Raw genomic sequence first — 22,251 nt, forward strand, 5'->3', positions numbered from 1 at the left:
CTGTTTCTGTGCCCTCTGGGACGGCTTTCGCGTGCTCAATCACCCACGTGGTTCACGCGAGTCGCGCGTTGTGCGGGGAGCGGCACAGGATCAAGAAGCGCTGACGTCGCGTCATCGGCGGCCGGCGTTCGCCTCTGCCCCCGTGAAGGAGATGCGCAGCATGACCACCTTGTCGGAAAAGATGTCGGACCAGTCGACGCGCCAGGTGTCGAAGAGGGTCTCCCAGTCCGTGTTCGACGGCTCCCGTCTCCGGGTCGTCCTCCTCGTGGACGTCCACGACGGTGCCCAGCAGCAGTTCCTGGAGGCCTACGAGCAGCTGTGCAACCAGGTGGCGCAGGTGCCCGGCCACGTCAGCGACCAGCTGTGCCAGTCGATCGAGAACCCCTCCCAATGGCTCATCACCAGCGAGTGGGAGAGCGCCCCGCCGTTCCTCACCTGGGTGAACAGCGAGGAGCACGTGCGGATGGTGGAACCGCTGCACAGCTGCGTCCGGGACACCCGGTCGCTGCGGTTCCACATCGTCCGTGAGACCGGCAGCGAGCCGGCCGAGGCCGCGTCGCGGCGCCGGCTCCAGGCCTCCCCCCGGATCGGGGACGGCGTGATCCGGCACGCGCTGACCTTCACGGTCAAGCCGGGCAGCGAGGAGAAGGTCGCGAAGATCCTCGCGGACTACGCCTCGCCCCGGGCGCGGGTCGACGAGACCACCCGGCTGTGCCGCACCTCCCTGTTCATGCACGGCAACCGGGTCGTGCGGGCCATCGAGGTGCGCGGCGACCTGCTCGCGGCGCTGCGGCACGTCGCCCGGCAGCCCGAGGTACGGGCCGTCGAGGAGGCCATCAACCCCTACCTGGAGCAGGAGAGGGACCTCAATGACCAGGAGTCGGCTCGGGTGTTCTTCACCCGGGCGGCGCTGCCGGCCGTGCACCACGTCACCGCGGACGAACTCGCCGAGGGCGACCGGCAGGCGCTGTACTACCCGGCCCGGCCGGACTGCGGGATGCGGCTGGCGGAGCTGCTCGCCCAGCAGGACGAGGCGGCGGCGGCGGACCCGGACAGCCCGGTGCTGCGCAGCACGATCTTCCAGCGCGACGACGTCGTCGTCCGGCTGATCGACGTACGTCCCGGCGTGGGCGCCCGCGCCCTGCTGCCGGAGCCCGGCCGTCAGGCCGCGCTGAGCACCCTGCTGGACGGCGAGCCCGTCGGCATGGACCTCGTCACCGACCGCCGCTCGCCGGACGCCTGAGCCCGGCAGGCCAGCACACCAACGGAGGAATGTCGTGATCAAACCCCTTCCGAAGATCGTGGACCTCAGCGAGATCGAGCCCAACACGCGGCGCGGCGGCGATCTGCGCGCCATGCTCACCCCGGCGACGGTGGGCTCCACCAGTGGCTTCATGGGCGTGGCCATCGTGCAGCCCGGCGACCGCATCGGTGAGCACTACCACCCCTACTCCGAGGAGTTCGTCTACGTCCTGTGCGGACAGCTGGAGGTGGACCTGGACGGCGAGCCGCACCCGCTGCGGCCCGAGCAGGGGCTGATGATCCCCATGAACATGCGGCACCGCTTCCGCAACGTCGGCAACGTGGAGGCGCGGATCGTCTTCCACCTGGGCCCGCTGGCCCCCCGGCCGGCTCTCGGCCACGTCGACACCGAGGAGACGGAGGCCGTCGCCGTCGCCGCCGATCCGGCCGACCGGGCACAGGTCCGCTCATGAACCGGCGCGTGGCGGTCACCGGCATAGGCGTCGTCGCCCCGGGCGGGATCGGCGCACCGGCGTTCTGGGATCTGCTCGCCGAGGGCCGTACCGCGACGCGGGGCATCACGTTCTTCGACCCGACCGGGCTCAGGTCCCGGATCGCCGCCGAGTGCGACTTCGACCCCGCCGCGTACGGCCTGGACGCCGAGCAGGTCGAACGGGCGGACCGGTACATACAGTTCGCGCTGGTCGCCGGCGAGGAGGCGGTCCGGGACTCCGGTCTCGACCTCGGGCGGGAGAACCCCTGGCGGGTCGGTGTCTCCGTGGGCACCGCCGTCGGCGGCACCACCCGGCTGGAGCACGACTACGTCCTGGTCAGCCATCGCGGGCAGCGCTGGGACGTGGACCCCGCCGAGGCGGAGCCGCAGCTGCACCGGGCGTTCTCGCCGAGCACCGTGGCCTCCGCGGTGGCGGAACGTTTCGGCGCGCAGGGCCCCGTGCAGACCGTGTCCACCGGCTGCACCTCGGGACTCGACGCGGTCGGGTACGCCTTCCACACCGTCCAGGAAGGCCGCGCCGACATATGCATCGCGGGAGCCTCGGACTCTCCGATCTCCCCGATCACCATGGCCTGCTTCGACGCGATCAAGGCCACCTCACCGAACAACGACGACCCCGCCCACGCCTCCCGCCCCTTCGACAACAACCGTGACGGCTTCGTCATGGGCGAGGGCGGCGCGGTGCTCGTCCTGGAGGAACTGGAGCACGCCCGGGCCCGCGGTGCCCACGTGTACTGCGAGTTCGGCGGCTACGCCACCTTCGGCAACGCCTACCACATGACCGGCCTGACCAAGGAGGGCCTGGAGATGGCGCGGGCCATAGACACCGCCCTCGACCAGGCGCGTCTCGACCCCACGGCGATCGACTACGTCAACGCGCACGGCTCCGGCACCCGGCAGAACGACCGCCACGAGACGGCGGCCGTGAAGCGGGCGCTCGGCCACCACGCCTACGACACCCCGATGAGCTCCATCAAATCCATGGTGGGGCACTCCCTCGGGGCGATCGGCGCCATCGAACTCGTCGCCTGCGTGCTGGCCCTCGCCAAACAGGTCGTCCCGCCGACCGCGAACTACGAGATCCCCGACCCCGAGTGCGACCTGGACTACGTCCCGCGCGTCGCCCGCGAACGGAAGCTGACCAGCGTGCTGTCCGTGGGCAGCGGGTTCGGCGGCTTCCAGTCCGCGGTGATCCTGACCCGGCCGAGGGAGTGAGGACACGATGAGCGAACCGCAGGACCGGCACGCGGCCATCACCGGCATCGGGGTGGTCGCGCCCAACGGCACCACCACCGGCACCTTCTGGAAGGCCACCCAGGAGGGCCTCAGCGTCCTCGACCGCGTCACCCGCGAGGGCTGCGAGCACCTTCCCCTCAAGGTGGCCGGTGAGGTCCGCGCCTTCGAACCGGCCGCCACGATCGAGGAGCGCTTCCTCGTCCAGACCGACCGGTTCACGCACTACGCCATGGCCGCGGCCGACTTCGCACTGGACGACGCCCGGCTCGCGCTGGCCGACATCCCCGACGCGCCGTACTCCATCGGCGTCGTCACCGCGGCCGGATCCGGCGGCGGTGAGTTCGGCCAGCGTGAACTGCAGCAACTGTGGGGCAAGGGAAGCCGGTTCGTCGGGCCGTACCAGTCCATCGCCTGGTTCTACGCCGCGAGCACCGGCCAGGTGTCCATCCGCCGTGGCTTCAAGGGACCCTGCTCGGTCGTCGCCTCCGACGAGGCCGGCGGCCTGGACGCCCTCGCCCACGCGGCACGGGCCGTGCGGCGAGGCACCGACGTGATCGTGGCCGGCTCCACCGAGGCGCCGCTCGCGCCGTACTCGATGGTCTGCCAGCTCGGCTACGAGGAACTGAGCCGGGAGACGGACCCGTCCCGGGCCTACCGCCCGTTCACGGACGGGGCCTGCGGGTTCGTGCCCGCCGAGGGCGGCGGGATGCTCGTGATCGAGGCGGCCGGCGCAGCCCGGGCCCGCGGCGCCGACGTCAAGGCCGTGGTGGCCGGCCACGGGGCCACCTTCACCGGCGCCTCCCGCTGGGACCGGTCCCGGGAGGGGCTCGCCCAGGCCGTCCGGCACGCCCTGGCGGAGGCCGACTGCGCCCCCGAGGAGGTCGACGTCGTCTTCGCCGACGCCCTCGGGGTACCGGAGGCCGACCGGGCCGAGGCGCTGGCGATCGCCGACGCCCTCGGCGCGCACGGCACCCGGGTACCGGTCACCGCACCGAAGACCGGGATCGGCCGGGGGTACTGCGCGGCCCCCGTGCTGGACACCGCGGCGGCCGTGCTCGCGATGGAGCACGGCCTGATCCCGCCGACGCCGAACGTCTTCGACGTCTGCCACGAACTCGACCTCGTGACCGGCCGCGCCCGCGCCGCCGAACTGCGGACGGCGCTTGTCCTCAGCCGCGGACTCATGGGGTCGAACTCGGCGCTGGTGCTGCGACGCGGCACCGCGCAGTGAGTACAGAGAAGGAGGAGAGCACATGCCCCAGATCACCGTGGAAGAACTCGCCGCGCTGATGAAGAAGGCCGCCGGCGTGACCGTCAGCCCGCAGCAGCTCGCGGAGAAGCCGGACACCGGCTTCGACGTCCTCGGCGTCGACTCGCTCGGCCTGCTCGGCATCGTCGGCGAGCTGGAGAACACGCACGGCACCCCGATGCCGGTCGACGCCGAGCGCTGCAAGACACCGCAGCAGTTCCTCAACCTCGTCAACAGCACCCTGATGGCAGGAGCCTGATATGGCAGGACACACCCAGAACGAGATCACCATCGCCGCCCCGCTGGACCTGGTCTGGGACATGACCAACGACCTGGAGCGCTGGCCCCAGCTGTTCAGCGAGTACGCGTCGGTGGAGGTCCTCAAGAAGGAGGGCGACAGGACGACGTTCCGGCTCACCATGCACCCGGACGAGAACGGCACCGTCTGGAGCTGGGTCTCCGAGCGTGAGCCGGACCGCGCCACCCGCACCGTCAAGGCCCGCCGGGTGGAGACCGGGCCCTTCGCCTACATGAACATCCACTGGCGGTACGAGGAGGTCCCCGACGGCACCCGGATGGTCTGGACCCAGGACTTCGAGATGAAGCCGGACGCGCCGGTCGACGACGACTGGATGACCGACAACATCAACAAGAACTCCAAGATCCAGCTGGACCTGATCCGGCAGAAGATCGAGAAGGCGGCGGCCGGTGAGCGGCCCGCGCCGGCCCTGGCCGACTGAGCCGGACGACAGGAGACACCCGTGCACCAGGCCCTGATCGTCGCCCGCATGGCCCCGGGCTCCGCCCCCGACATCGCCAAGGTGTTCGCGGAGTCCGACCGGGGAGAGCTGCCGCACCTCGTCGGAGTCGTCCGGCGCAGCCTCTTCCAGTTCGGCGACGTGTACATGCACCTGATCGAGTCCGAGCGGGAGCCGGGACCGGCCATCGCCAAGGTCACCTCGCACCCCGAGTTCAAGGAGGTCAGCGAGCGGCTGTCGGCGTACGTCAGCGCGTACGACCCTCAGACCTGGCGGTCCCCGAAGGACGCCATGGCAGAGCGCTTCTACCTGTGGGAGCGCGACGCCGGCTGAGCGCTCCGCTGGAACAGCAGCGAGGGCAGTTCCCCGCGCCCCTTCGGGGCGCGGGGAGCCGGTCATGCGGGGACGATGCAGTCGAACGCGTGGAGATAGGGGTTGACCGGCCGGATGTCGCGGACCGCCAGGCCCGCCGCCTCCAGTCGGCCGACCATGCTGTCGGTGGTGTGCTTGGCCCCGCCGACGTTCAGGAGCAGCAGCAGGTCCATGGCCGTGCTGAACCGCATCGACGGGGTGTCGTCGACGAGGTTCTCGATCACCACCACCCGGGTGCCGGGACCGCCCGCCTGGACCACGTTGCCCAGCAGCCGGGCCGTGGACTCGTCGTCCCACTCCAGGATGTTCTTGATGATGTAGACGTCGGCCTCGACCGGGACCGCCTCCCGGACGTCCCCGGGCACGATCCGCGCGCGGTCGGCGAGGTCGCCGCCCTCGCGCAGCCGCGGCAGGGCGTTCTCCACCACCCGGGGCAGGTCGAGGAGGCTGCCGCGCATCGCCGGGTACTTGTCCAGCAGGCACGCCACCACATGCCCCTGGCCGCCGCCGATGTCCGCGACCGAGCTGCTGCCGGACAGGTCCAGCAGGGCCGCCACCTCACGCGCCGACTGCTCGCTGGAGCGGGTCATCGCGCGGTTGAAGACGTCCGCGGACTCGGGGGCGTCCTCGTTGAGGTAGCTGAAGAACTCCTTGCCGTAGAGGTCCTCCACGACGTTCCTGCCGGTGCGCACGGCCTGGTCCAGCAGCGGCCAGGCGTCCCAGGTCCACGGCTCGGTGCACCACATGGCGATGGCCCGCAGGCTGTTCGGGTCGTCCTCCCGCAGCAGCCGGGACATCTCGGTGTGGGCGAACGTCCCGTCCGGCCGCTCGGCGAAGACGCCGTAGCAGGACAGGGCGCGCAGCAGCCGGCGCAGCGGCTTCGGCTCGGCGCGCACCGCGGTGGCCAGGCTCTCCACGGTCATGGGGGCGTCCCCGAGCGCGTCGGCGACGCCGAGCCGGGCGGCGGCGCGGACCGCGGCGGCGCAGGCCGCCCCGAACACGAGCTCGCGCAGCCGCATCGACGGGGGAGGGGAGGGGGGTGCTCCCGGCTCGGGGGGAGCCGAGGGCGCGCGGGATGGTGCGGTCATGTGCCGCCTTCCTTCCTTGCGTGGATCGGGTACTTCCGTCCGGTCAGCACAGGCCCGCGGGCTTGGAGACCCGGCAGGAGTTGCCGTTGAAGGCGTTGTTCCGCTTGGCGGACTCCTGGTTGACGAGGTCCGCCGGGGAGTTGTTCCCCAGGCGGTTGTCGGTGATCCGGTTCTTCTCGCTGGCGGCGCCCACGAAGCTCTTGAACAGGACGATGCCGCCCGACAGCGGGGACTTGCCCTTGTGACCGGTGACCCTGTTCCGCGTCACCAGGGCCTTCTCGGTGCCGGTCAGCACGATGCCGGAGCCCTTCAGGTAGGGCAGCCGGGCGGTCTTCGGGCAGTACTTGTTGTTGCGCTCGACGCGGTTCTCGCTGATGGTGAGCGCACCGGCCCTCGGCTTGTTCTCGTCGCCGACGACGAAGACACCCGCGCAGTTGCCGACGGCGTAGTTGCCGGTGACGGTGAGGTTGCGCAGCCGGCGGACGGTGATGCCGATCCGGTTGTCCTCCAGATGGTTGCCCTGGATCACCGCGCCCTTGCTGTCCTTGGCGCCCTGCTCGGCCTTGACACTGTTGGCGAGGAACAGGCCCGCGTCCCCGTTGCCCCGGGCGGTGTTCTCGCGGAACACCCCGCGCGTGGAGTGCTCCTGGGCGATGCCCCACTGGCCGTTGTCGTCGGAGGTCACGTGCTCCACGGTCAGCCGGTCGGTCCCCATGGAGAACACGCCGGTCTTGGCGAAGCCGGTCACCTTCAGATCGGCGACGGTGACGTTCTTGAGGGCCTTGTTCTTGCCCCCGACCACGCAGATGCCGTTGCCGGCGGCGAGGCAGGTGACGGAGGCCTTGCCGCCGTGCGAAGCGGACCTGGTCTTCTTCGCGGGGGGCCGGATCACGGTGCGGTGGTCCACGCCGCGCAGGGTCAGGCCCGGCGTCCTCACCGTGACGCTCTCACGGTAGGTGCCGGCGAGCACGTACACGGTGTCGCCGGCCTTGGCGGCGTTGACCGCCTTCTGGATCGACTGACCCGGATGCACCACGAGGGTCCTGTGGGCAGCGGACGCCGGAGTGGCGCCGATGAACGTGCCGACGAGGGTCGTGGCGCACGCGAGGTACGCAATGTGTCGTTTTGTCACATTCCGAAGGCTAGGAGTATACGAGCCGATTACCGGCCGGATACTCCGTTCGGCGGCGTGTCAACGCGGGTGGCGGGTCAGCGCCCCCGAGGCCCGCCCTTGGGGAGCTTCATGCCCTTCGGCATGGGCCCCTTCGGCAGCGGCATGTTGCTCATCAGGTCGCCCAGCGCCCGCAGCCGGTCGTTCGTGGCCGTCACCTGGGGGCCGGTCAGCACGCGCGGCAGCTTCAGCATCGTCGTGCGGAGCTTCTTCAGCTCGACCTGGCCCTCGCCGTTGCCGACGATCAGATCGTGCACCGGTACGTCGGCGACGATGCGGTTCATCTTCTTCTTCTCGGCGGCCAGCAGGCTCTTCACCCGGTTCGGGTTGCCCTCGGCGACCAGCACGATGCCGGCCTTGCCGACGGCCCGGTGCACCACGTCCTGGCTGCGGTTCATCGCCACCGCCGGCGTCGTCGTCCAGCCCCGGCCGATGTTGTCCAGCACGGCCGCGGCGGCGCCCGGCTGACCCTCCATCTGGCCGAACGCGGCCCGCTCGGCCCGGCGGCCGAACACGATCGCGGTCGCCAGCAGGGCGATCAGCAGGCCGAAGATGCCCAGGTAGACCGGGTGCCCGATCAGGAAGCCGATCGCGAGGAAGACACCGAGGGTGCCGATGCCGACGGCCGCGAGTACAAGACCGATCTTCTTGTCGGCCTTGCGGGTCATCTTGTACGTGAGGGCGATCTGCTTCAGTCGCCCTGCGTTCGCGGCGTCCGCCGCGGTTTCCTTCCTCGCCATGCCACGAAGTCTACGTGCCCCCGGGAGTGCGGACGACGGCAGTGCCCGGCGGGCGGGACGGGCCCGCCCGGGGCGAGTCAGGAGTGGCCGGCGGCCTGGTCCAGGAACCGCTGGGCCTCGACCCGGTCCTTGGCGCGGCGGCGGTCCTCCAGGACGGAGGTCCAGGCGTTGCGGCGGGCGGTGCGCTGACCGCCGCTCATGAGCAGGGACTCGACGGCGCGGAGGGCGTCGGTGACGGACGGGATGGCGGTGGCGCGTACGGGTGCGGCCTGCATGATCGAGGTCCCCCCTCTGAGCGATGGAGATACGGGGCGTGATATCAGGGTCACTGATTGGTGTTACCAGGACGTGACCGGCCGGTCAAACACGCATGAAGCCTTGATGTGACGAGCTGAAACGCCGACGCGGCCCCGGCGGCGTCCTCATCAGCGAGGACGGCCGGGACCGCGTCGTCTCGGCCATTACTGGCCAGTAAGAACTTGTGCGCGAATTCACACGCGCGGCTCACACCGCCTGGGCGGCGACGTACGTCCCACGCTTCTCCACGGCCATCTGGTACAGCCGTCCGGCGCGGTAGGAGGAGCGCACCAGCGGGCCGGACATCACACCGGAGAAGCCGATCTGCTCGGCCTCCTCCTTCAGCTCCACGAACTCCTGCGGCTTCACCCAGCGCTCCACCGGGTGGTGGCGCACCGACGGGCGCAGGTACTGGGTGATGGTGACCAGCTCGCAGCCCGCGTCGTGCAGCTGCTTCAGCGCCTCGCTGACCTCCTCGCGGGTCTCGCCCATGCCGAGGATCAGGTTCGACTTGGTCACCAGGCCGTAGTCGCGGGCCTCGGTGATGACCTTCAGGGAGCGCTCGTAGCGGAAGCCGGGGCGGATGCGCTTGAAGATCCGGGGGACCGTCTCGACGTTGTGCGCGAAGACCTCGGGGCGGGACGCGAACACCTCGGCGAGCTGCTCGGGGACCGCGTTGAAGTCCGGGGCCAGCAGCTCCACCTTCGTCCGGCCGCCCTCGCGGTCCGCCGTCTGCTGGTGGATCTGGCGCACGGTCTCGGCGTACAGCCAGGCGCCGCCGTCCTCCAGGTCGTCGCGGGCGACACCGGTGATGGTGGCGTAGTTCAGGTCCATGGTGACCACGGACTCGCCCACGCGGCGCGGCTCGTCGCGGTCCAGCGCCTCGGGCTTGCCGGTGTCGATCTGGCAGAAGTCACAGCGCCGGGTGCACTGGTCGCCGCCGATGAGGAAGGTCGCCTCGCGGTCCTCCCAGCACTCGTAGATGTTCGGACAGCCGGCTTCCTGGCACACCGTGTGCAGCCCCTCGCTCTTCACGAGGTTCTGCATCTTCGTGTATTCGGGGCCCATTTTCGCCCGGGTCTTGATCCACTCGGGCTTGCGCTCGATGGGGGTCTGGCTGTTGCGGACCTCCAGGCGCAGCATCTTGCGTCCGTCGGGTGCGACTGCGGACACGACCGGCTCCCTGTGACTTCGATTCTTCGGCGTACCCCAGAGTACGCCCGTACTGTGTGCGCCCTGCCGCTCGGGCCAACCCCGCTGTCGCAGGGCGCATTCCCCCGCAGGGACGATCAGGCGGACGCCTTCTCGATCGCCCGCGGCTTCAGGTCCGCGTTCTCCAGGACGTCCCGCAGGTGCTTCTCGACCACCGGCAGGACCTCCTCGACGGTGATGTCCCGGCCCAGCTCGCCCGCGAGGGAGGTGACGCCCGCGTCCCGGATGCCGCACGGGATGATCCGGTCGAACCAGGCGTTGTCCGGGTTCACGTTGAAGGAGAAGCCGTGCATCGTGACGCCCTTGGCGACCCGGATGCCGATCGCGGCGATCTTGCGGTCCTCACGCCGCTGGCCCGCGTTGGAGGGGGCGTACTCCGGGCCGTTCAACCGGGGGTCGAACTCCTCGTCGGTCAGCCGCGGGTCGAAGTCCAGGGAAAGCCCCCCGAGGGCCGGCCGCTGCTCGACCGGGTCGCCGAGCACCCACACGCCGCTACGGCCCTCCACCCGGGTCGTCTCCAGGCCGAACTCGGCGCAGGTGCGGATGAGAGCCTCCTCCAGCCGCCGTACGTGCGCGACCACGTCCACCGGGCGGGGCAGCTTCTGGATCGGGTAGCCCACCAGCTGGCCCGGGCCGTGCCAGGTGATCTTGCCGCCGCGGTCCACGTCGATGACCGGGGTGCCGTCCAGCGGGCGCTCGCTGTCCTCCGTGCGCCGGCCGGCCGTGTACACCGGGGGGTGCTCCAGGAGGATCACGGTGTCCGGGACCTCGTCGGCGAACCGGGCCGCGTGCACCCGGCGCTGCTCGTCCCAGGCCTCCTGGTAATCGACGGCATCCGCACCGAACCCCATGCGGACGAACCGCAACTCACTCACGGCAAGCGCCTCCCTCAGCGACCGGTGTGTCAGGCACGTGACGCGCCCTCGCCACTGTACGTCCGACCGGAGTACGTCAGCCCTGCGGGCGTTCCTCACACGATCGGATGAATGCACGGCGAAGTGTGCGATCGTCTGCTCACTCTCCGCTACATTCGCGCCGTTCGTGAGGCCATAAGGGCTGCTCAGAGGCAATCCGGGCACATCGACCGGCCCGGAAGGCAGGAGACCGCACCGCAGATGACGGACCGACCCGCGCAGCGCACCCCCAACCGCCAGCTCGCCGCGCTCATCGCAGAAGCGGGGTTCTCCAACGCGGGTCTGGCCCGTCGCGTCGACCAGCTCGGCCTGGAGCACGGGCTGGATCTCAGATACGACAAGACCTCGGTCACCCGCTGGCTGCGCGGCCAGCAGCCACGCGGTGCGACCCCCGCCCTCATCGCCGAGGTCTTCACGCGCCGGCTCGGGCGCCGGCTCACCGCCCAGGATCTCGGCCTGGACGCGTGCGCGCCGGTGTACGCCGGGCTGGAGTTCGCGGCCACCCCCGAGGAGGCCGTCGACATCGTCAGCGGGCTGTGGCGCAAGGACTCCGGCAGCCACGCCGAACTGCGCAAGATCGCCTTCACCCCGGCGGGGCTCGTGGTGCCCAGCCGGGACTGGCTGATCGGCAAGGCCGACGACCGGGTGGCCCGCGAGCCGGCGCCCCGGGTGCCGCCGCAGGGCCGGCCCGGCGCGGCCAGAGGGCCACAGCCGGGGCCCCTGGTCCCGCCGCGACTGCGGGCGCACGCCGAGCGCGCCCCCGGCCACAAGGTCACCGGCGGTGACATCGCCGCGCTGCACTCGGTGGGCGAGCTGTTCCGCACCCTCGACGACCGGTTCGGCGGAGGCCACGCCCGGCAGGCGCTGGTGCGCTATCTGGAGCACGAGTGCGAGCCGATGCTGCGCGGCACTTACGACGAGCAGACCGGCCGCCGCCTGTTCGCCGCCGCCGCCGATCTGACCCGGCTCGCGGGCTGGACGTCGTACGACATCGCCGCGCACGGGCTCGCCCAGCGGTACTTCGTGCAGGCCCTGCGGCTCGCCCAGGCCGCCGGCGACCGGGCCTACGGCTCCTACGTCCTGGTCACCATGAGCCGCCAGGCCGTCTACCTCGGCCACGGCAGGGAGGCCGTGCAACTGGCCCGGGTCGCCCAGCAGGGGGTCGGCACGGGCGCCCCGCCGGTCGTCCAGGCGCTGCTGCACGCGTCCGAGGCGCGGGCGCACGGCGTGCTGGGGGAGGTGCGGGCGTGCACCGCCGCGCTCGTGCGGGCCGAGCGCGCCCTGGACGCGGCCCGCCCCGGGGACGACGTGCCCTACTGGGCCGCGTTCTTCGACGAGGCGCAGCTCGCCGACGAGTTCGGGCACTGCCACCGGGATCTCCAGCAGTTCCGGGCCGCCGCGCAGCACGCCGAGCGGTCCCTCCGGCTACGGGCGCCCGCCTACGCCCGCAGCCGCCTGTTCTGCCGGGTCGTCCTCGCCACCGCCCACCTCGGCCTCGGCGAACTGGACCAGGCGTGCGCGATCGCCGCGGAGGCGGCGGGGCAGGCCGCGGAGATGCGGTCGGCTCGCGCCGTGGAGTACGTGAAGGATTTCGAGCGCCGGCTGGAGCCCTATCGGGATGCGGCCCCGGTGAGGGTGTACCGGGAGAAGGTGGCGGCATTGGGGTAGGCGCGGTCGGCCGCGCGGTTCCGCGGCGCGTTCACGCCGCCCTCGGCAGGGTCCGGACCGGGTCCGCGCTGTGCATCGAACCCGTCGCGCCCAGGTCCGTCAGGATCGCGGACGCGGCGCGGTGCGCCGAGTGCAGGGCGCCCTGCACCGTGCTGGTGTCCCGGTGGTCGCCGCAGACGTAGAGGCCGGCCAGGAGGCGTACCGGGCGGCGCAGGTCGTGCGGCGGGCGCATGGACGGGACCGCTTCCGGCGTGTGGTGCACGGCCAGCGTCTCCCAGCGGCGCGTGGAGGTGCCGTAGAGGCGGGAGAGGTGGATGCGGACGGCGGTGTCGACGCCCTCCGGTGGGGTGCCCAGCACCGTCGAGGAGATCAGCACCCGGCCGGCCGGTGCCCGGCTCGGGTCCACGTTGCTGAGGACCGCCGTGTGCGCCACCGGCCCGCCCCGGTCGGCGTCCAGCAGCAGCGAGGTGCCCGTCGAGAACGCCGCCGCCGGTTCGTCCGTGGTGTGGTGGACGACCGTCACCGGGTGGAAGTCCGGCACCCTGAGCCCCGGCAGCAGCTCGGCCGCGGCGCGCGCGTCCGTCGCCAGCAGCACCGCCCGGCAGCGGATCTCCCCGTGCTCGGCGGTCGCCACCGAGGTCGTGGACACCGAGGTGACCCGCACCCCGGTGTGCACAGTGCCCGGCGGCAGCCCCCCGGCCAGCAGCTCCGGCAGCACTTCGGCGCCGCCCTCCGGCACGCACAGCCGCCCGCTCGCGAAGGCGCGCAGCGCCAGGTCGGCGCACCTGCTGGAGGTGGTCAGCTCGGGGTCGCACAGCAGCGTGGCGAGCAGCGGGCGCAGGAAGCCGTCGATGGTGCGCGCCGGGACCCCGCGCTGGGCGAGGGCGAGGGCGGCCGGCATCTCGGGGCGGGCCAGGATGCGTTCGACGGGGGTCGCGGCGATCCGGCCGAGCGCCGCGCCCAGCCGGGCCTGGTCCACCGCGCCGCCCACCGGCGCGCCGGGCGGGAGCGCCGTACCCCTGGGGGCGTTGGCGAGGGCGCGCACCACATGGAGTGCGCCCCGTGCGCCCCGCGCGCTCCCACCGCCCGCCGGCGCGCCCGCGCGATGGGTGCGGCCGTCGCGGTGCAGCAGCACGCCCGGCGCGAAACGGCGCACGGTCAGGGCGTCCAGGCCCGGACTCAGGCGGAGTTCGGGATAGGACGTGGACAGCAGCTGTCCGATGCGGTCGAGCCGGAAGCCGTCGACCTTCTCGGTCGACATGCGGCCGCCGACGTACGGGGCGGCCTCCAGGACCGCGGTCGTGATTCCTGCGCTGGTCAGCCGATGAGCCGCCGAGAGACCGGCGATTCCGGCTCCCACGATGACGACGTCCACCTGGTACGCGGGCTCAAGCACGAGGCCCCTCCTGTGGTTGCGCGACCGGTGGAGACGTCATGCCCCCAACAGGCGCAAGGGATACCCGAGTTCGGGTCGAGGGTAGGGGCGTGATCGGTCAGGGACAGTCGCGCATCAACAGGGCACGGTCGCATGGAGGTCGCATACGGTCACTTTCGTTCTCCGGTGTTACCGGTCGGCTCACCCCGCCGCGCGCATCCCATCCGCTCACGCCGCGCGGATCGCCTCGTCGATGCCCGGGAACGCGAACCGGAACCCCGACTCCAGCAACCGTCTCGGCACCACCCGCTGACTGCCCAGCACATCCCCGGCCATCTCCCCGAGCACCGCCCGCAGCACCGGGGCGGGCACCGCGAACACCGCCGGCCGGTGCAGCACCCGCGCCATCGCCTCCGTGATCTCACGGTTCGTCAGCGGCTGGGGCGCCGTCAGGTTGAACGGCCCGGACAGGCCGTCGCCCTCGATGAGATGCCGGATCGCGGCGACCTCGTCGTGCAGCGCGATGTACGACCAGTACTGCCGTCCGTCGCCCAGCCGCCCCCCGAGCCCCGCCCGGAACAGCGGGAACAGCCGCCCCCAGGCCCCGCCGCCCCGGGCCACCACCAGACCCGTGCGCAGGAACACCGTCCGCACCCCCGCCTCCGACACGGGCGCCGCCGCCTCCTCCCACTCCACGCACAGCGCGGACAGGAAACCGTCGCCCGGCGGCGTGCCCTCGTCCACCACCCGGTCGCCGGTGTCGCCGTAGAAGCCGATCGCGCTGCCGTTCACGAACACCCGCGGCGGACGCGGCAGCGAGGCCGCCGCCTCCGCCAGCGCGGCCGTGCCCAGCACCCGGCTGTCCCGCAGCAGCCGCTTGTACTCCGGCGTCCAGCGCCGCTCGCCCACCCCGGCCCCCGCCAGGTTGACCACCACGTCGCACCCCGTCAGCCCGGCCGCGTCGACGTAACTCCGCTCGGGGTCCCAGCGGACCTCGTCCGCGCCCCGGGGCTCCCGGCGCACCAGCCGGACCACCTCGTGCCCGTCCGCGGTCAGGGACCGCACCAGAGCGCTGCCGATGAGACCGGACGCGCCGGCCACCGCGATACGTGAACGTTCCATGGCCCCAGCATGACCGCACCGCCCGCCGGAAACCCGTTGAGGCCGCCCGCACCGCCCGCCGTAGGGTGACCGTCATGCCGGAGCCGCACATACGCCACGCCCATGCCGCCGACGAGGAGCCGCTGGCCGTCCTCGACCGGGCCACCTGGTCCCCCCTGCACGCGGTGATGCCCCCGCCGCAGCCGCCGTACCCGCCCTTCTTCGACGAGCGGCACCCGCCGGAGGAGTTCCTCGTCGCCGAGGCCGACGGGCGCGTCCTGGGCTACATCCGGCTCACCCGCCCGACCCCGCTCGCCTCCAACGCGCACGTCCTCGCCATCCAGGGCTTCGCCGTCGCCGACGAGGCGCGCGGGCGGGGCGTCGGACGCGCGCTGATCCGGGCCGCCGTCGCGGAGGCGCGGCGGCGCGGCGCACGGCGCCTCACCCTGCGGGTGCTGGGGCACAACACCCCGGCCCGGGCGCTGTACGAGTCCGAGGGCTTCGCCGTCGAGGGCGTGCTGCCCGGGGAGTTCCTCATCGACGGCGCGTACGTCGACGACGTCTGCATTGGCCGCGCCCTGTGAGCCCCGCGGTGCCTACGAACTGACCAGCTCGCCCGTGTCCACCGGCGTCGTCGCCGTGGCCGCGCGCCGGGCGTCGCCCGCCACCTCGGCCGCCGTCAGTACGTAGCCCGTCTCGGCGTCCGAGGTGGAGCGGGCGAAGACCACCCCGAACACCCGGCCGTCCGTGGTCAGCAGCGGGCCGCCGGAGTTGCCCGGCCGGACCGTGGAGCGGATCGCGTAGATCTCCCGGGTGACCGTGCGGTCGTTGTAGATGTTCTGGCCGGTCGCCCGGACCCGGTTCCCGACCGTCGCCGCCTGCAGGTTCAGGCTTCCGTCCTGCGGATAGCCCGCCACCACCGCCGAGTCCCCGCGCACGGCACTCCCGTCGAACCGCAGCACCGGGGCGCGCAGATCCGGCACGTACAGCACCGCCACGTCCCGGTCCGGGTCGAACAGCACCACCCGGGCCGCGTACGACGGCCCGACCCCGCCGACCCGCACGCTCGGACGGTCGATGCCGGCCACCACGTGCGCGTTGGTCATCACCCGCCGGGGCGCGTACACGAACCCGCTGCCCTCGCGGCCCTCGGTGCCCACGGCGCCCTCGATCTTCACCGTGCTCAGCCTGGCGGCGTTCGTCGCGGCCGGGGTGACGCTGTCACCGGTCGGCCGGGCCACCCGGGCCGTCGACTCGTTCTCGAAGGGGTTGAACACCTGCGGGAAGCCCGCCTCGGTCAGCGCGGACGTGGCCCGCGAGAACCAGGCGGGTGTGGTCTGCGGCATCGCCTCCTGCACCGCGCCCAGCAACGTAGAGTTCCGTATCGCCGTGGTCAGGGCCTGCGACGGGGCCGCGCTCAGCACGCTCGCCGCCACCCAGGCCACGATCAGCACCGCGACCGAGTTCGCCGCCGCGCCCCCTATCCCGTCCGCCACCCGCAGCGGCCCCCGGTCCAGCTCCCCGCGCAGCCGCAGCGCCAGCCGGCCCGCCAGCTCGTGCCCCACCACCGCCGGCACCAGCACCGTCAGCACCGCGAGCACCGTCGTCGTCGCCGTGCCCCGCTCCACCTGGCCCGTCACCCACGGCAGCACCCACACACCGACGGCCGCGCCGCCCACGAACCCGGCCAGCGAGACACATCCGGCCACGAGTCCGCGGCGATATCCGGACACCGCGTAGACGACGATCACCAGTACGAGCACCAGGTCGAGCAGGTCCACCGAGCCGCCTTTCTCTCCACCCCTCACTACGGACGGGACCGGTCCGCTGATCAGCCACGCGCACGCGAGGCGGCCACCGGGCGGCGGAACCGGCCACGTACGTCTGTACCCCCAGAAACGACCCGGACCTGGACGATGGTTCCACCGGGTGGCACAGCGCGCATCGCGGGCACGCACAGCGGTCCGGGAGCGCGGTCGCGCCGAGGCACAGGCAGGCCACAGCCGCGGCCGAAGGCGCCCTCACCCCCTGAACCGCTGCCACAGGCGGGGATACCGCTGCGCGAGCACCCGGTCGTCCTCCAGGTCCAGGGGGGTGCCCTCCGGCTCGGCCGGCGCCGGGGCGATGCCCAGGTCGGGCGCGACGGTGCCGGTCAGCTGCTCGTACGCCTCGTCCGCCGCGTACCCCAGCTCCTCGCCGTCGCCGTCGATCTCCTCGTCGAAGTCGTCCAGCAGATCGGCCAGCGCGTCCGGCTCGTGCAGGGCGCCCTCGAAGACCTCCCGGCCCTGGCCGATCAGCCAGCACCGGAAGAAGTCGAACGCGTCGTCGCTGCACCCGTCCAGCAGCAGCCAGGCGGCGCCCCACAGGTCCCAGCGGTAGGCGCGGTTGTAGCGGGCCTCGAAGTGACGCGCGAAGTCCAGGACGAGGTCGGGTTCCAGCTGGAGCAGCCGCTCCACGAGCGCGTCGGCCTGCTCCTCGGGATCGCCCCCGGCGGCCTCGCGGGTGGCGTCGATCAGCTCCCAGAACTCCGTCTCGTCCATCACGCCACCAGCATCGGGCCTCGGCCGGTGGGGCGCACGCGGAGTACGGCGAGCCGTCGTCAGCCGTCGTCACGGCGGTACAGCGCGGCGAGCCGGGCCGCGTCCGCCGCGCAGCGCTCCCGCAGGCTCGCCGGAGCCAGCACCTCCGCATCCGGCCCCAGCGCGGTCAGCTGGCTGTGCGCGACCTCCTCCGACTCCACGGGCAGCGTCACCGTCACCCAGCCCTCGGCATCCGGGGCGCCCGCGCCCGCCAGCGCCTCCCGCGCGCCGAGCGGATCCACGGCGTGCGGCAGCCGGCGCACGCCGTCCGGGGACAGCCGTACGACCACCTCCGCGCGCAGGATCGACCGGGCGAACCGCTCGGCCTGCTCCGCCCAGAAGCCGGGCAGGTCGAACCCGGGATCGCGGTCGAACCGCTCGTCGAGCGCGGCCACCGCGGCGAACCGGTCGATCCGGTACGTCCGGAAGGCGCCGGCCCCGGCCACCCGCGCGCACAGGTACCAGACCCCCGCCTTCAGCACGAGCCCGTACGGCTCCAGCCGCCGCTCGACGGTCCCGTCCCCGCGCCGGTAGCCGCCGTCGATCCGCCGGTCCTCCCAGACCGCCTCGGCGATCACGGGCAGCCACGCGGGTGTCTCGGGCTCGCGGAACCAGGCCGGGGCGTCCAGGTGGAAGCGCTGCGCGGCGGTGTCCGGCGCGTCCCGCAGCGCGGGGAGCAGCGCCGCCGACACCTTCAGCCGGGCCGCCGAGGCCGCGTCCTGAAGCCCCATCTCGCGCAGCGCCCCCGGCACCCCGCTCAGGAACAGCGCCTCCGCCTCGCTCCGCGCCAGCCCCGTCAGCCGGGTCCGGTACCCGCCGACCAGCCGGTACCCGCCGGCCCGGCCCCGGTCGGCGTACACCGGCACGCCCGCCTCCGACAGCGCCTGCGCGTCCCGCGTCACGGTCCGCTCCGACACCTCCAGCTCGCGCGCGAGTTCGGCGGCGGTCATGGCGGGCCGGGACTGGAGCAGGAGGACCATCTTGATCAGACGTGCGGCACGCATGCGCTCATCATGCCGGGGACCACTGACACAGATGCCGAAGAAGGGGTACGACCGCAGCCGTACCCCTTCCAGGACCTCGGTGATTACAGCCCGTACTTCTCCCGGGCCTCCTTGACCGCCGTGGCCTTCACCTCGCCGCGCTTGGCGAGCTGGGCCAGGGACGCGACGACGATCGACTGGGCGTCGACGCCGAAGTGGCGGCGGGCGGCCTCACGGGTGTCCGACAGACCGAAGCCGTCGGCGCCCAGCGAGGACCAGTCCTGCTCCACCCACTGCGCGATCTGGTCCGGGACCTGGCGCATGTAGTCGGACACGGCCAGCACCGGGCCCTCGGCACCCTGGAGCGCCTGGCGGACGTACGGGACCCGCTCCTCGCCCCGCAGCAGCGCCGCGTCGGCCTCCATGGCGTCCCGGCGCAGCTCCGACCAGGAGGTCGCCGACCACACGTCCGCGGCCACGCCCCACTCCTCGGCCAGCAGCTTCTGCGCCTGGAGGGCCCAGTGGATCGCCGTACCCGAGCCCAGCAGCTGGATGCGCGGGGCGTTGGCGGGCACGGACACACCCGCGGACTCGGCCGTGTTGAAGCGGTACAGGCCCTTGACGATGCCCTCGTCGATGCCGAGCCCCTGCGGCTTGGCCGGCTGCGGCAGCGGCTCGTTGTAGACCGTCAGGTAGTAGAAGACGTCCTGGTCCTCGCCCGGCTTGGCCTCGCCGTACATCCGGCGCAGACCCTCACGGACGATCACCGCGATCTCGTAGGCGAACGCGGGGTCGTACGTCAGCGCGGCCGGGTTGGTCGCGGCGATGACCGGGGAGTGGCCGTCGGCGTGCTGGAGGCCCTCACCGGTGAGGGTCGTACGGCCCGCCGTCGCGCCGACGAGGAAGCCGCGGCCGAGCTGGTCGCCGAGCTGCCACATCTGGTCGGCGGTGCGCTGCCAGCCGAACATCGAGTAGAAGATGTAGAAGGGGATCATCGCCTCGCCGTGCGTCGCGTACGCGGTGGACGCGGCGATGAAGTCGGCCATCGAACCGGCCTCGGTGATCCCCTCGTTGAGGATCTGGCCGTTCTTGGCCTCCTTGTAGTACATCAGCTGGTCACGGTCGACCGGCTCGTACGTCTGGCCCTTCGGCGAGTAGATCCCGAGGGACGGGAACAGGCTCTCCATGCCGAAGGTGCGCGCCTCGTCGGGGACGATCGGCACCCAGCGCCTGCCCGTCTCCTTGTCGCGGACCAGGTCCTTGATCAGGCGGACGAAGGCCATGGTGGTGGCCACGTTCTGCGAGCCGGAGCCCTTGTCGAAGGAGGCGAAGGCCTTCTCCGCCGGCGCGGGCAGCGCGGGCAGCGCGTGCGTACGGCGGGCCGGGGCCGGGCCGCCGAGGGCCGCGCGGCGCTCCTGGAGGTAGCGGACCTCGGGGGAGTCGGCGCCCGGGTGGCCGTAGGGGACCACGCCGTCGACGAAGTCGCTGTCCTTGATCGGCAGGCCGAGGCGGTCGCGCATCGCCTTGAACTCGTCCACCGTCAGCTTCTTCATCTGGTGGTTGGCGTTCTTCGACGCGAAGCCCTCACCGAGGGTGTGGCCCTTGACCGTCTGGGCCAGGATCACGGTCGGCGCGCCCTTGTGCTCGACGGCGGCCTTGTACGCGGCGTAGACCTTGCGCGGCTCGTGACCACCGCGGGAGAAGTGGAAGCAGTCGAGGATCTTGTCGTCGCTCAGCAGCTTCGCCATCTCGGCCAGCGCCGGCTCCTTGCCGAAGAAGTCCTCGCGGATGTAGGCGGCGTCGCGGGTCTGGTACGTCTGGACCTGCGCGTCCGGTACCTCACGCAGCCGGCGTACCAGCGCGCCCGTGGTGTCGAGCTGGAACAGCTCGTCCCAGGCCGAGCCCCACAGCGTCTTGACGACGTTCCAGCCGGCGCCGCGGAACTGGGCCTCCAGCTCCTGCACGATCTTGAAGTTGGCGCGGACCGGGCCGTCCAGGCGCTGCAGGTTGCAGTTGATGACGAAGGTGAGGTTGTCCAGCTCCTCACGCGCGGCCAGCGCGAGGGCCGCCGTCGACTCCGGCTCGTCCATCTCGCCGTCGCCGAGGAACGCCCACACGTGGGACGCGGAGACGTCCTTGATGCCGCGGTTGGTGAGGTAGCGGTTGAAGCGCGCCTGGTAGATGGCGGAGAGCGGGCCGAGGCCCATGGACACCGTCGGGAACTCCCACAGCCAGGGCAGACGGCGCGGGTGCGGGTACGACGGCAGGCCGTTGCCGCCGGCTTCCTGACGGAAGTTGTCCAGGTGGGCCTCGGTGAGGCGGCCGTCCAGGAAGGCGCGGGCGTAGATGCCGGGGGAGGCGTGGCCCTGGATGTACAGCTGGTCGCCGGAGCCGTCGCCCTCCTTGCCCTTGAAGAAGTGGTTGAAGCCGGTCTCGTACAGCCAGGCGGCGGAGGCGAAGGTGGCGATGTGGCCGCCGACGCCGTATTTCGAGCCGCGGGTCACCATGGCGGCCGCGTTCCAGCGGTTCCACGCGGTGATCCGGGCCTCCATCTCCGGGTCGCCGGGCAGCGCCGGCTCCGCGGAGGTGGGGATGGTGTTGACGTAGTCGGTTTCGAGGAGCTTCGGCAGCGCGATGCCGCCCGCCTCGGCGCGCTCCAGCGTGCGGCGCATCAGGTACGCGGCGCGGTGCGGCCCGGCCTCCCTGGCGACGGCGTCGAGGGAGGCCTGCCACTCGGCGGTCTCCTCCGGGTCGCGGTCCGGGAGCTGGTCGAGCGCGCTCGGCTGGATGGCGTTGGGGTCGGTCATGTCGCCGCCTTCCTCAGTCGAAGGGGGTTCCCTCATCGGTAAGGGTTCGGGGGTGCCCTTGGTCTTTGGCAGGACAGGGCAGGCGGACCTCGGTGGAAGTCCGTCGGCGACTGTAACTCCCTGATCGATGATCGATCAAAGGGTTGAGGGCGAAAACCTCTCGATTTGGAGAAAGTCGGCACGCGGTGCCTTCGGTAATGGCACCCGGTGACGCTGAAATGCCACGTTTTCGCAGGTGAGCGTGGAGATGCTCGACTGGGTCACGCGCGCGGAGCGCACCCGAGCACGTGTGCCTTCACCAGCTCGGCGATCCGGGGATCCCGGCGCTTGAACGCCTGGACCAGCTCCTCGTGCTCCTCCGCGTACGACTGCTGGACCGTGCCCAGCCAGCGGATCGACAGCGCCGTGAACACCTCGATGCCGAGGCCCTCCCAGGTGTGCAGCAGCACCGAGTTGCGGGCCGCGCGGACCAGCTCCCGGTGGAAGCCGACCGTGTGCCGCACCTGAGCCGTGCCGTCCGCCTTCCGGTCGGCCTCGTACAGCGCCAGGACGTGCGGCTCCAGCGCCGAGCAGTCCTCCGCCAGGCGGTCGGCCGCCAGCTCCGCCGCGATGGCCTCCAGGCCGGCCCGGACCGGGTAACTCTCCTCCAGGTCGGCCGCCGTCAGATTCCGTACCCGGACGCCCTTGTTGGGAGCCGACTCGATCAGGCGCAGCGACTCCAGCTCGCGCAGGGCCTCGCGGACCGGGGTCTGGCTGACCTCCAGCTCGGTGGCGATCCGGCGCTCCACGATGCGCTCACCCGGCTGCCAGCGCCCGCTGACGATCCCCTCCACGATGTGCTCGCGGATCTGCTCGCGCAGCGAGTGGACGACGGGCGCGGTCATGAGGGCTCCTTAGGGAGGGCTGACGTTTAGACAATAAGGCCGGTTCGCTCCGCGGGTAGGG

General features: G+C 72.1%; 22 protein-coding genes. 9 read left to right on the top strand and 13 right to left on the bottom strand.

Going from position 1 to position 22,251, the window contains the following annotated elements; all coding sequences use genetic code 11:
- Nucleotides 1-160: 160 nt before the first annotated feature.
- Genes AB0L21_RS19830 through AB0L21_RS19860 form a run of 7 tightly spaced genes read left to right on the top strand, consistent with a single transcriptional unit; the run spans nucleotide 161 to nucleotide 5,332 of the window.
- On the top strand, nucleotides 161-1,243 hold the full coding sequence (locus tag AB0L21_RS19830; protein WP_365785378.1) for a SchA/CurD-like domain-containing protein: 1,083 nt from the start codon (nucleotides 161-163) through the stop codon (nucleotides 1,241-1,243).
- 34 nt (nucleotides 1,244-1,277) lie between these two features.
- Nucleotides 1,278-1,715: a cupin domain-containing protein gene (locus AB0L21_RS19835; protein WP_365698567.1), complete on the top strand. Its 438-nt coding sequence runs from the start codon at nucleotides 1,278-1,280 to the stop codon at nucleotides 1,713-1,715.
- Nucleotides 1,712-2,971, top strand: a complete 1,260-nt coding sequence (locus AB0L21_RS19840; RefSeq protein ID WP_365698568.1) for a beta-ketoacyl-[acyl-carrier-protein] synthase family protein — start codon at nucleotides 1,712-1,714, stop codon at nucleotides 2,969-2,971. The genes AB0L21_RS19835 and AB0L21_RS19840 overlap by 4 nt, the downstream gene beginning before the upstream one ends.
- A gap of 7 nt (nucleotides 2,972-2,978) precedes the next feature.
- A complete protein-coding gene (locus tag AB0L21_RS19845; protein WP_365698569.1) occupies nucleotides 2,979-4,223 on the top strand; it encodes a beta-ketoacyl synthase N-terminal-like domain-containing protein in 1,245 nt (414 codons plus the stop codon).
- A 22-nt stretch (nucleotides 4,224-4,245) separates the two neighbouring features.
- Complete coding sequence (locus tag AB0L21_RS19850) at nucleotides 4,246-4,500, top strand: acyl carrier protein (RefSeq protein WP_030656657.1); 255 nt, start codon at nucleotides 4,246-4,248, stop codon at nucleotides 4,498-4,500.
- Nucleotide 4,501: 1 nt separating this feature from the next.
- Nucleotides 4,502-4,981, top strand: a complete 480-nt coding sequence (locus AB0L21_RS19855) for an SRPBCC family protein (RefSeq protein ID WP_365698570.1) — start codon at nucleotides 4,502-4,504, stop codon at nucleotides 4,979-4,981.
- Between the two features lie 21 nt (nucleotides 4,982-5,002).
- Nucleotides 5,003-5,332 carry a TcmI family type II polyketide cyclase gene (locus AB0L21_RS19860; RefSeq protein ID WP_365698571.1) on the top strand — a complete coding sequence of 110 codons (330 nt, stop codon included), beginning with the start codon at nucleotides 5,003-5,005 and terminating at the stop codon, nucleotides 5,330-5,332.
- A 62-nt stretch (nucleotides 5,333-5,394) separates the two neighbouring features.
- Here the strand turns inward: AB0L21_RS19860 and AB0L21_RS19865 are convergent, their stop codons facing one another.
- The 6 genes from AB0L21_RS19865 to lipB all read right to left on the bottom strand — a co-directional run bounded on the left by AB0L21_RS19865 (nucleotide 5,395) and on the right by lipB (nucleotide 10,754).
- Nucleotides 5,395-6,459 (bottom strand): methyltransferase, encoded by a 1,065-nt coding sequence (locus AB0L21_RS19865; protein WP_365785380.1) that lies wholly within the window; start codon nucleotides 6,457-6,459, stop codon nucleotides 5,395-5,397.
- A 43-nt stretch (nucleotides 6,460-6,502) separates the two neighbouring features.
- Nucleotides 6,503-7,591 (bottom strand): right-handed parallel beta-helix repeat-containing protein, encoded by a 1,089-nt coding sequence (locus AB0L21_RS19870; RefSeq protein WP_365698573.1) that lies wholly within the window; start codon nucleotides 7,589-7,591, stop codon nucleotides 6,503-6,505.
- 77 nt (nucleotides 7,592-7,668) lie between these two features.
- A complete protein-coding gene (locus AB0L21_RS19875) occupies nucleotides 7,669-8,370 on the bottom strand; it encodes a DUF4191 domain-containing protein (protein WP_103817970.1) in 702 nt (233 codons plus the stop codon).
- 77 nt (nucleotides 8,371-8,447) lie between these two features.
- Nucleotides 8,448-8,645 (bottom strand): hypothetical protein, encoded by a 198-nt coding sequence (locus tag AB0L21_RS19880; protein WP_365698574.1) that lies wholly within the window; start codon nucleotides 8,643-8,645, stop codon nucleotides 8,448-8,450.
- 229 nt (nucleotides 8,646-8,874) lie between these two features.
- Nucleotides 8,875-9,840 (bottom strand): lipoyl synthase, encoded by a 966-nt coding sequence (gene lipA / locus AB0L21_RS19885; RefSeq protein ID WP_030656676.1) that lies wholly within the window; start codon nucleotides 9,838-9,840, stop codon nucleotides 8,875-8,877.
- Between the two features lie 116 nt (nucleotides 9,841-9,956).
- Complete coding sequence (gene lipB, locus AB0L21_RS19890; RefSeq protein WP_365785382.1) at nucleotides 9,957-10,754, bottom strand: lipoyl(octanoyl) transferase LipB; 798 nt, start codon at nucleotides 10,752-10,754, stop codon at nucleotides 9,957-9,959.
- A gap of 240 nt (nucleotides 10,755-10,994) precedes the next feature.
- On the opposite strand from lipB, the gene AB0L21_RS19895 reads away from it, so the two are divergent.
- Nucleotides 10,995-12,461 (top strand): regulator, encoded by a 1,467-nt coding sequence (locus tag AB0L21_RS19895; protein WP_365698576.1) that lies wholly within the window; start codon nucleotides 10,995-10,997, stop codon nucleotides 12,459-12,461.
- A 31-nt stretch (nucleotides 12,462-12,492) separates the two neighbouring features.
- On the opposite strand, the gene AB0L21_RS19900 is transcribed toward AB0L21_RS19895, so the two are convergent.
- Nucleotides 12,493-13,857: an NAD(P)/FAD-dependent oxidoreductase gene (locus tag AB0L21_RS19900; RefSeq protein ID WP_365698577.1), complete on the bottom strand. Its 1,365-nt coding sequence runs from the start codon at nucleotides 13,855-13,857 to the stop codon at nucleotides 12,493-12,495.
- A 207-nt stretch (nucleotides 13,858-14,064) separates the two neighbouring features.
- Nucleotides 14,065-14,958 (bottom strand): TIGR01777 family oxidoreductase, encoded by an 894-nt coding sequence (locus tag AB0L21_RS19905; RefSeq protein ID WP_365785384.1) that lies wholly within the window; start codon nucleotides 14,956-14,958, stop codon nucleotides 14,065-14,067.
- A 74-nt stretch (nucleotides 14,959-15,032) separates the two neighbouring features.
- Here AB0L21_RS19905 and AB0L21_RS19910 point away from each other — a divergent pair, with 74 nt between their 5' ends.
- Entirely contained in the window at nucleotides 15,033-15,521 is a 489-nt protein-coding gene (locus AB0L21_RS19910) for a GNAT family N-acetyltransferase (protein WP_365785386.1), read from the top strand.
- Nucleotides 15,522-15,533: 12 nt separating this feature from the next.
- On the opposite strand, the gene AB0L21_RS19915 is transcribed toward AB0L21_RS19910, so the two are convergent.
- From AB0L21_RS19915 to AB0L21_RS19935, 5 genes are all read right to left on the bottom strand, one after another.
- On the bottom strand, nucleotides 15,534-16,718 hold the full coding sequence (locus AB0L21_RS19915; protein ID WP_365785388.1) for a MarP family serine protease: 1,185 nt from the start codon (nucleotides 16,716-16,718) through the stop codon (nucleotides 15,534-15,536).
- Nucleotides 16,719-16,958: 240 nt separating this feature from the next.
- Nucleotides 16,959-17,477: a DUF4240 domain-containing protein gene (locus AB0L21_RS19920; protein ID WP_365785422.1), complete on the bottom strand. Its 519-nt coding sequence runs from the start codon at nucleotides 17,475-17,477 to the stop codon at nucleotides 16,959-16,961.
- 59 nt (nucleotides 17,478-17,536) lie between these two features.
- Nucleotides 17,537-18,520, bottom strand: coding sequence for a YafY family protein (locus AB0L21_RS19925; RefSeq protein WP_365785390.1), 984 nt, complete (start codon nucleotides 18,518-18,520; stop codon nucleotides 17,537-17,539).
- Between the two features lie 83 nt (nucleotides 18,521-18,603).
- Complete coding sequence (gene aceE / locus AB0L21_RS19930; protein ID WP_365785392.1) at nucleotides 18,604-21,306, bottom strand: pyruvate dehydrogenase (acetyl-transferring), homodimeric type; 2,703 nt, start codon at nucleotides 21,304-21,306, stop codon at nucleotides 18,604-18,606.
- Between the two features lie 260 nt (nucleotides 21,307-21,566).
- On the bottom strand, nucleotides 21,567-22,190 hold the full coding sequence (locus AB0L21_RS19935) for a GntR family transcriptional regulator (RefSeq protein WP_030656699.1): 624 nt from the start codon (nucleotides 22,188-22,190) through the stop codon (nucleotides 21,567-21,569).
- Nucleotides 22,191-22,251: the final 61 nt, after the last annotated feature.

It is taken from the genome of Streptomyces sp. NPDC052721, from assembly GCF_040678315.1.
In the GTDB taxonomy this organism is placed as follows: Bacteria; Actinomycetota; Actinomycetes; order Streptomycetales; family Streptomycetaceae; genus Streptomyces.

Coding starts and splice junctions, on each gene's coding strand:
- AB0L21_RS19905 (WP_365785384.1), bottom strand. CDS start 14,958: ATGGAACGTTCACGTATCGCGGTGGCCGGCGCGTCCGGTCTCATCGGC.
- AB0L21_RS19895 (WP_365698576.1), top strand. CDS start 10,995: ATGACGGACCGACCCGCGCAGCGCACCCCCAACCGCCAGCTCGCCGCG.
- AB0L21_RS19935 (WP_030656699.1), bottom strand. CDS start 22,190: ATGACCGCGCCCGTCGTCCACTCGCTGCGCGAGCAGATCCGCGAGCAC.
- AB0L21_RS19865 (WP_365785380.1), bottom strand. CDS start 6,459: ATGACCGCACCATCCCGCGCGCCCTCGGCTCCCCCCGAGCCGGGAGCA.
- aceE (WP_365785392.1), bottom strand. CDS start 21,306: ATGACCGACCCCAACGCCATCCAGCCGAGCGCGCTCGACCAGCTCCCG.
- AB0L21_RS19925 (WP_365785390.1), bottom strand. CDS start 18,520: ATGCGTGCCGCACGTCTGATCAAGATGGTCCTCCTGCTCCAGTCCCGG.
- AB0L21_RS19850 (WP_030656657.1), top strand. CDS start 4,246: ATGCCCCAGATCACCGTGGAAGAACTCGCCGCGCTGATGAAGAAGGCC.
- AB0L21_RS19845 (WP_365698569.1), top strand. CDS start 2,979: ATGAGCGAACCGCAGGACCGGCACGCGGCCATCACCGGCATCGGGGTG.
- AB0L21_RS19855 (WP_365698570.1), top strand. CDS start 4,502: ATGGCAGGACACACCCAGAACGAGATCACCATCGCCGCCCCGCTGGAC.
- AB0L21_RS19880 (WP_365698574.1), bottom strand. CDS start 8,645: ATGCAGGCCGCACCCGTACGCGCCACCGCCATCCCGTCCGTCACCGAC.
- AB0L21_RS19910 (WP_365785386.1), top strand. CDS start 15,033: ATGCCGGAGCCGCACATACGCCACGCCCATGCCGCCGACGAGGAGCCG.
- AB0L21_RS19920 (WP_365785422.1), bottom strand. CDS start 17,477: ATGGACGAGACGGAGTTCTGGGAGCTGATCGACGCCACCCGCGAGGCC.
- AB0L21_RS19830 (WP_365785378.1), top strand. CDS start 161: ATGACCACCTTGTCGGAAAAGATGTCGGACCAGTCGACGCGCCAGGTG.
- AB0L21_RS19840 (WP_365698568.1), top strand. CDS start 1,712: ATGAACCGGCGCGTGGCGGTCACCGGCATAGGCGTCGTCGCCCCGGGC.
- AB0L21_RS19875 (WP_103817970.1), bottom strand. CDS start 8,370: ATGGCGAGGAAGGAAACCGCGGCGGACGCCGCGAACGCAGGGCGACTG.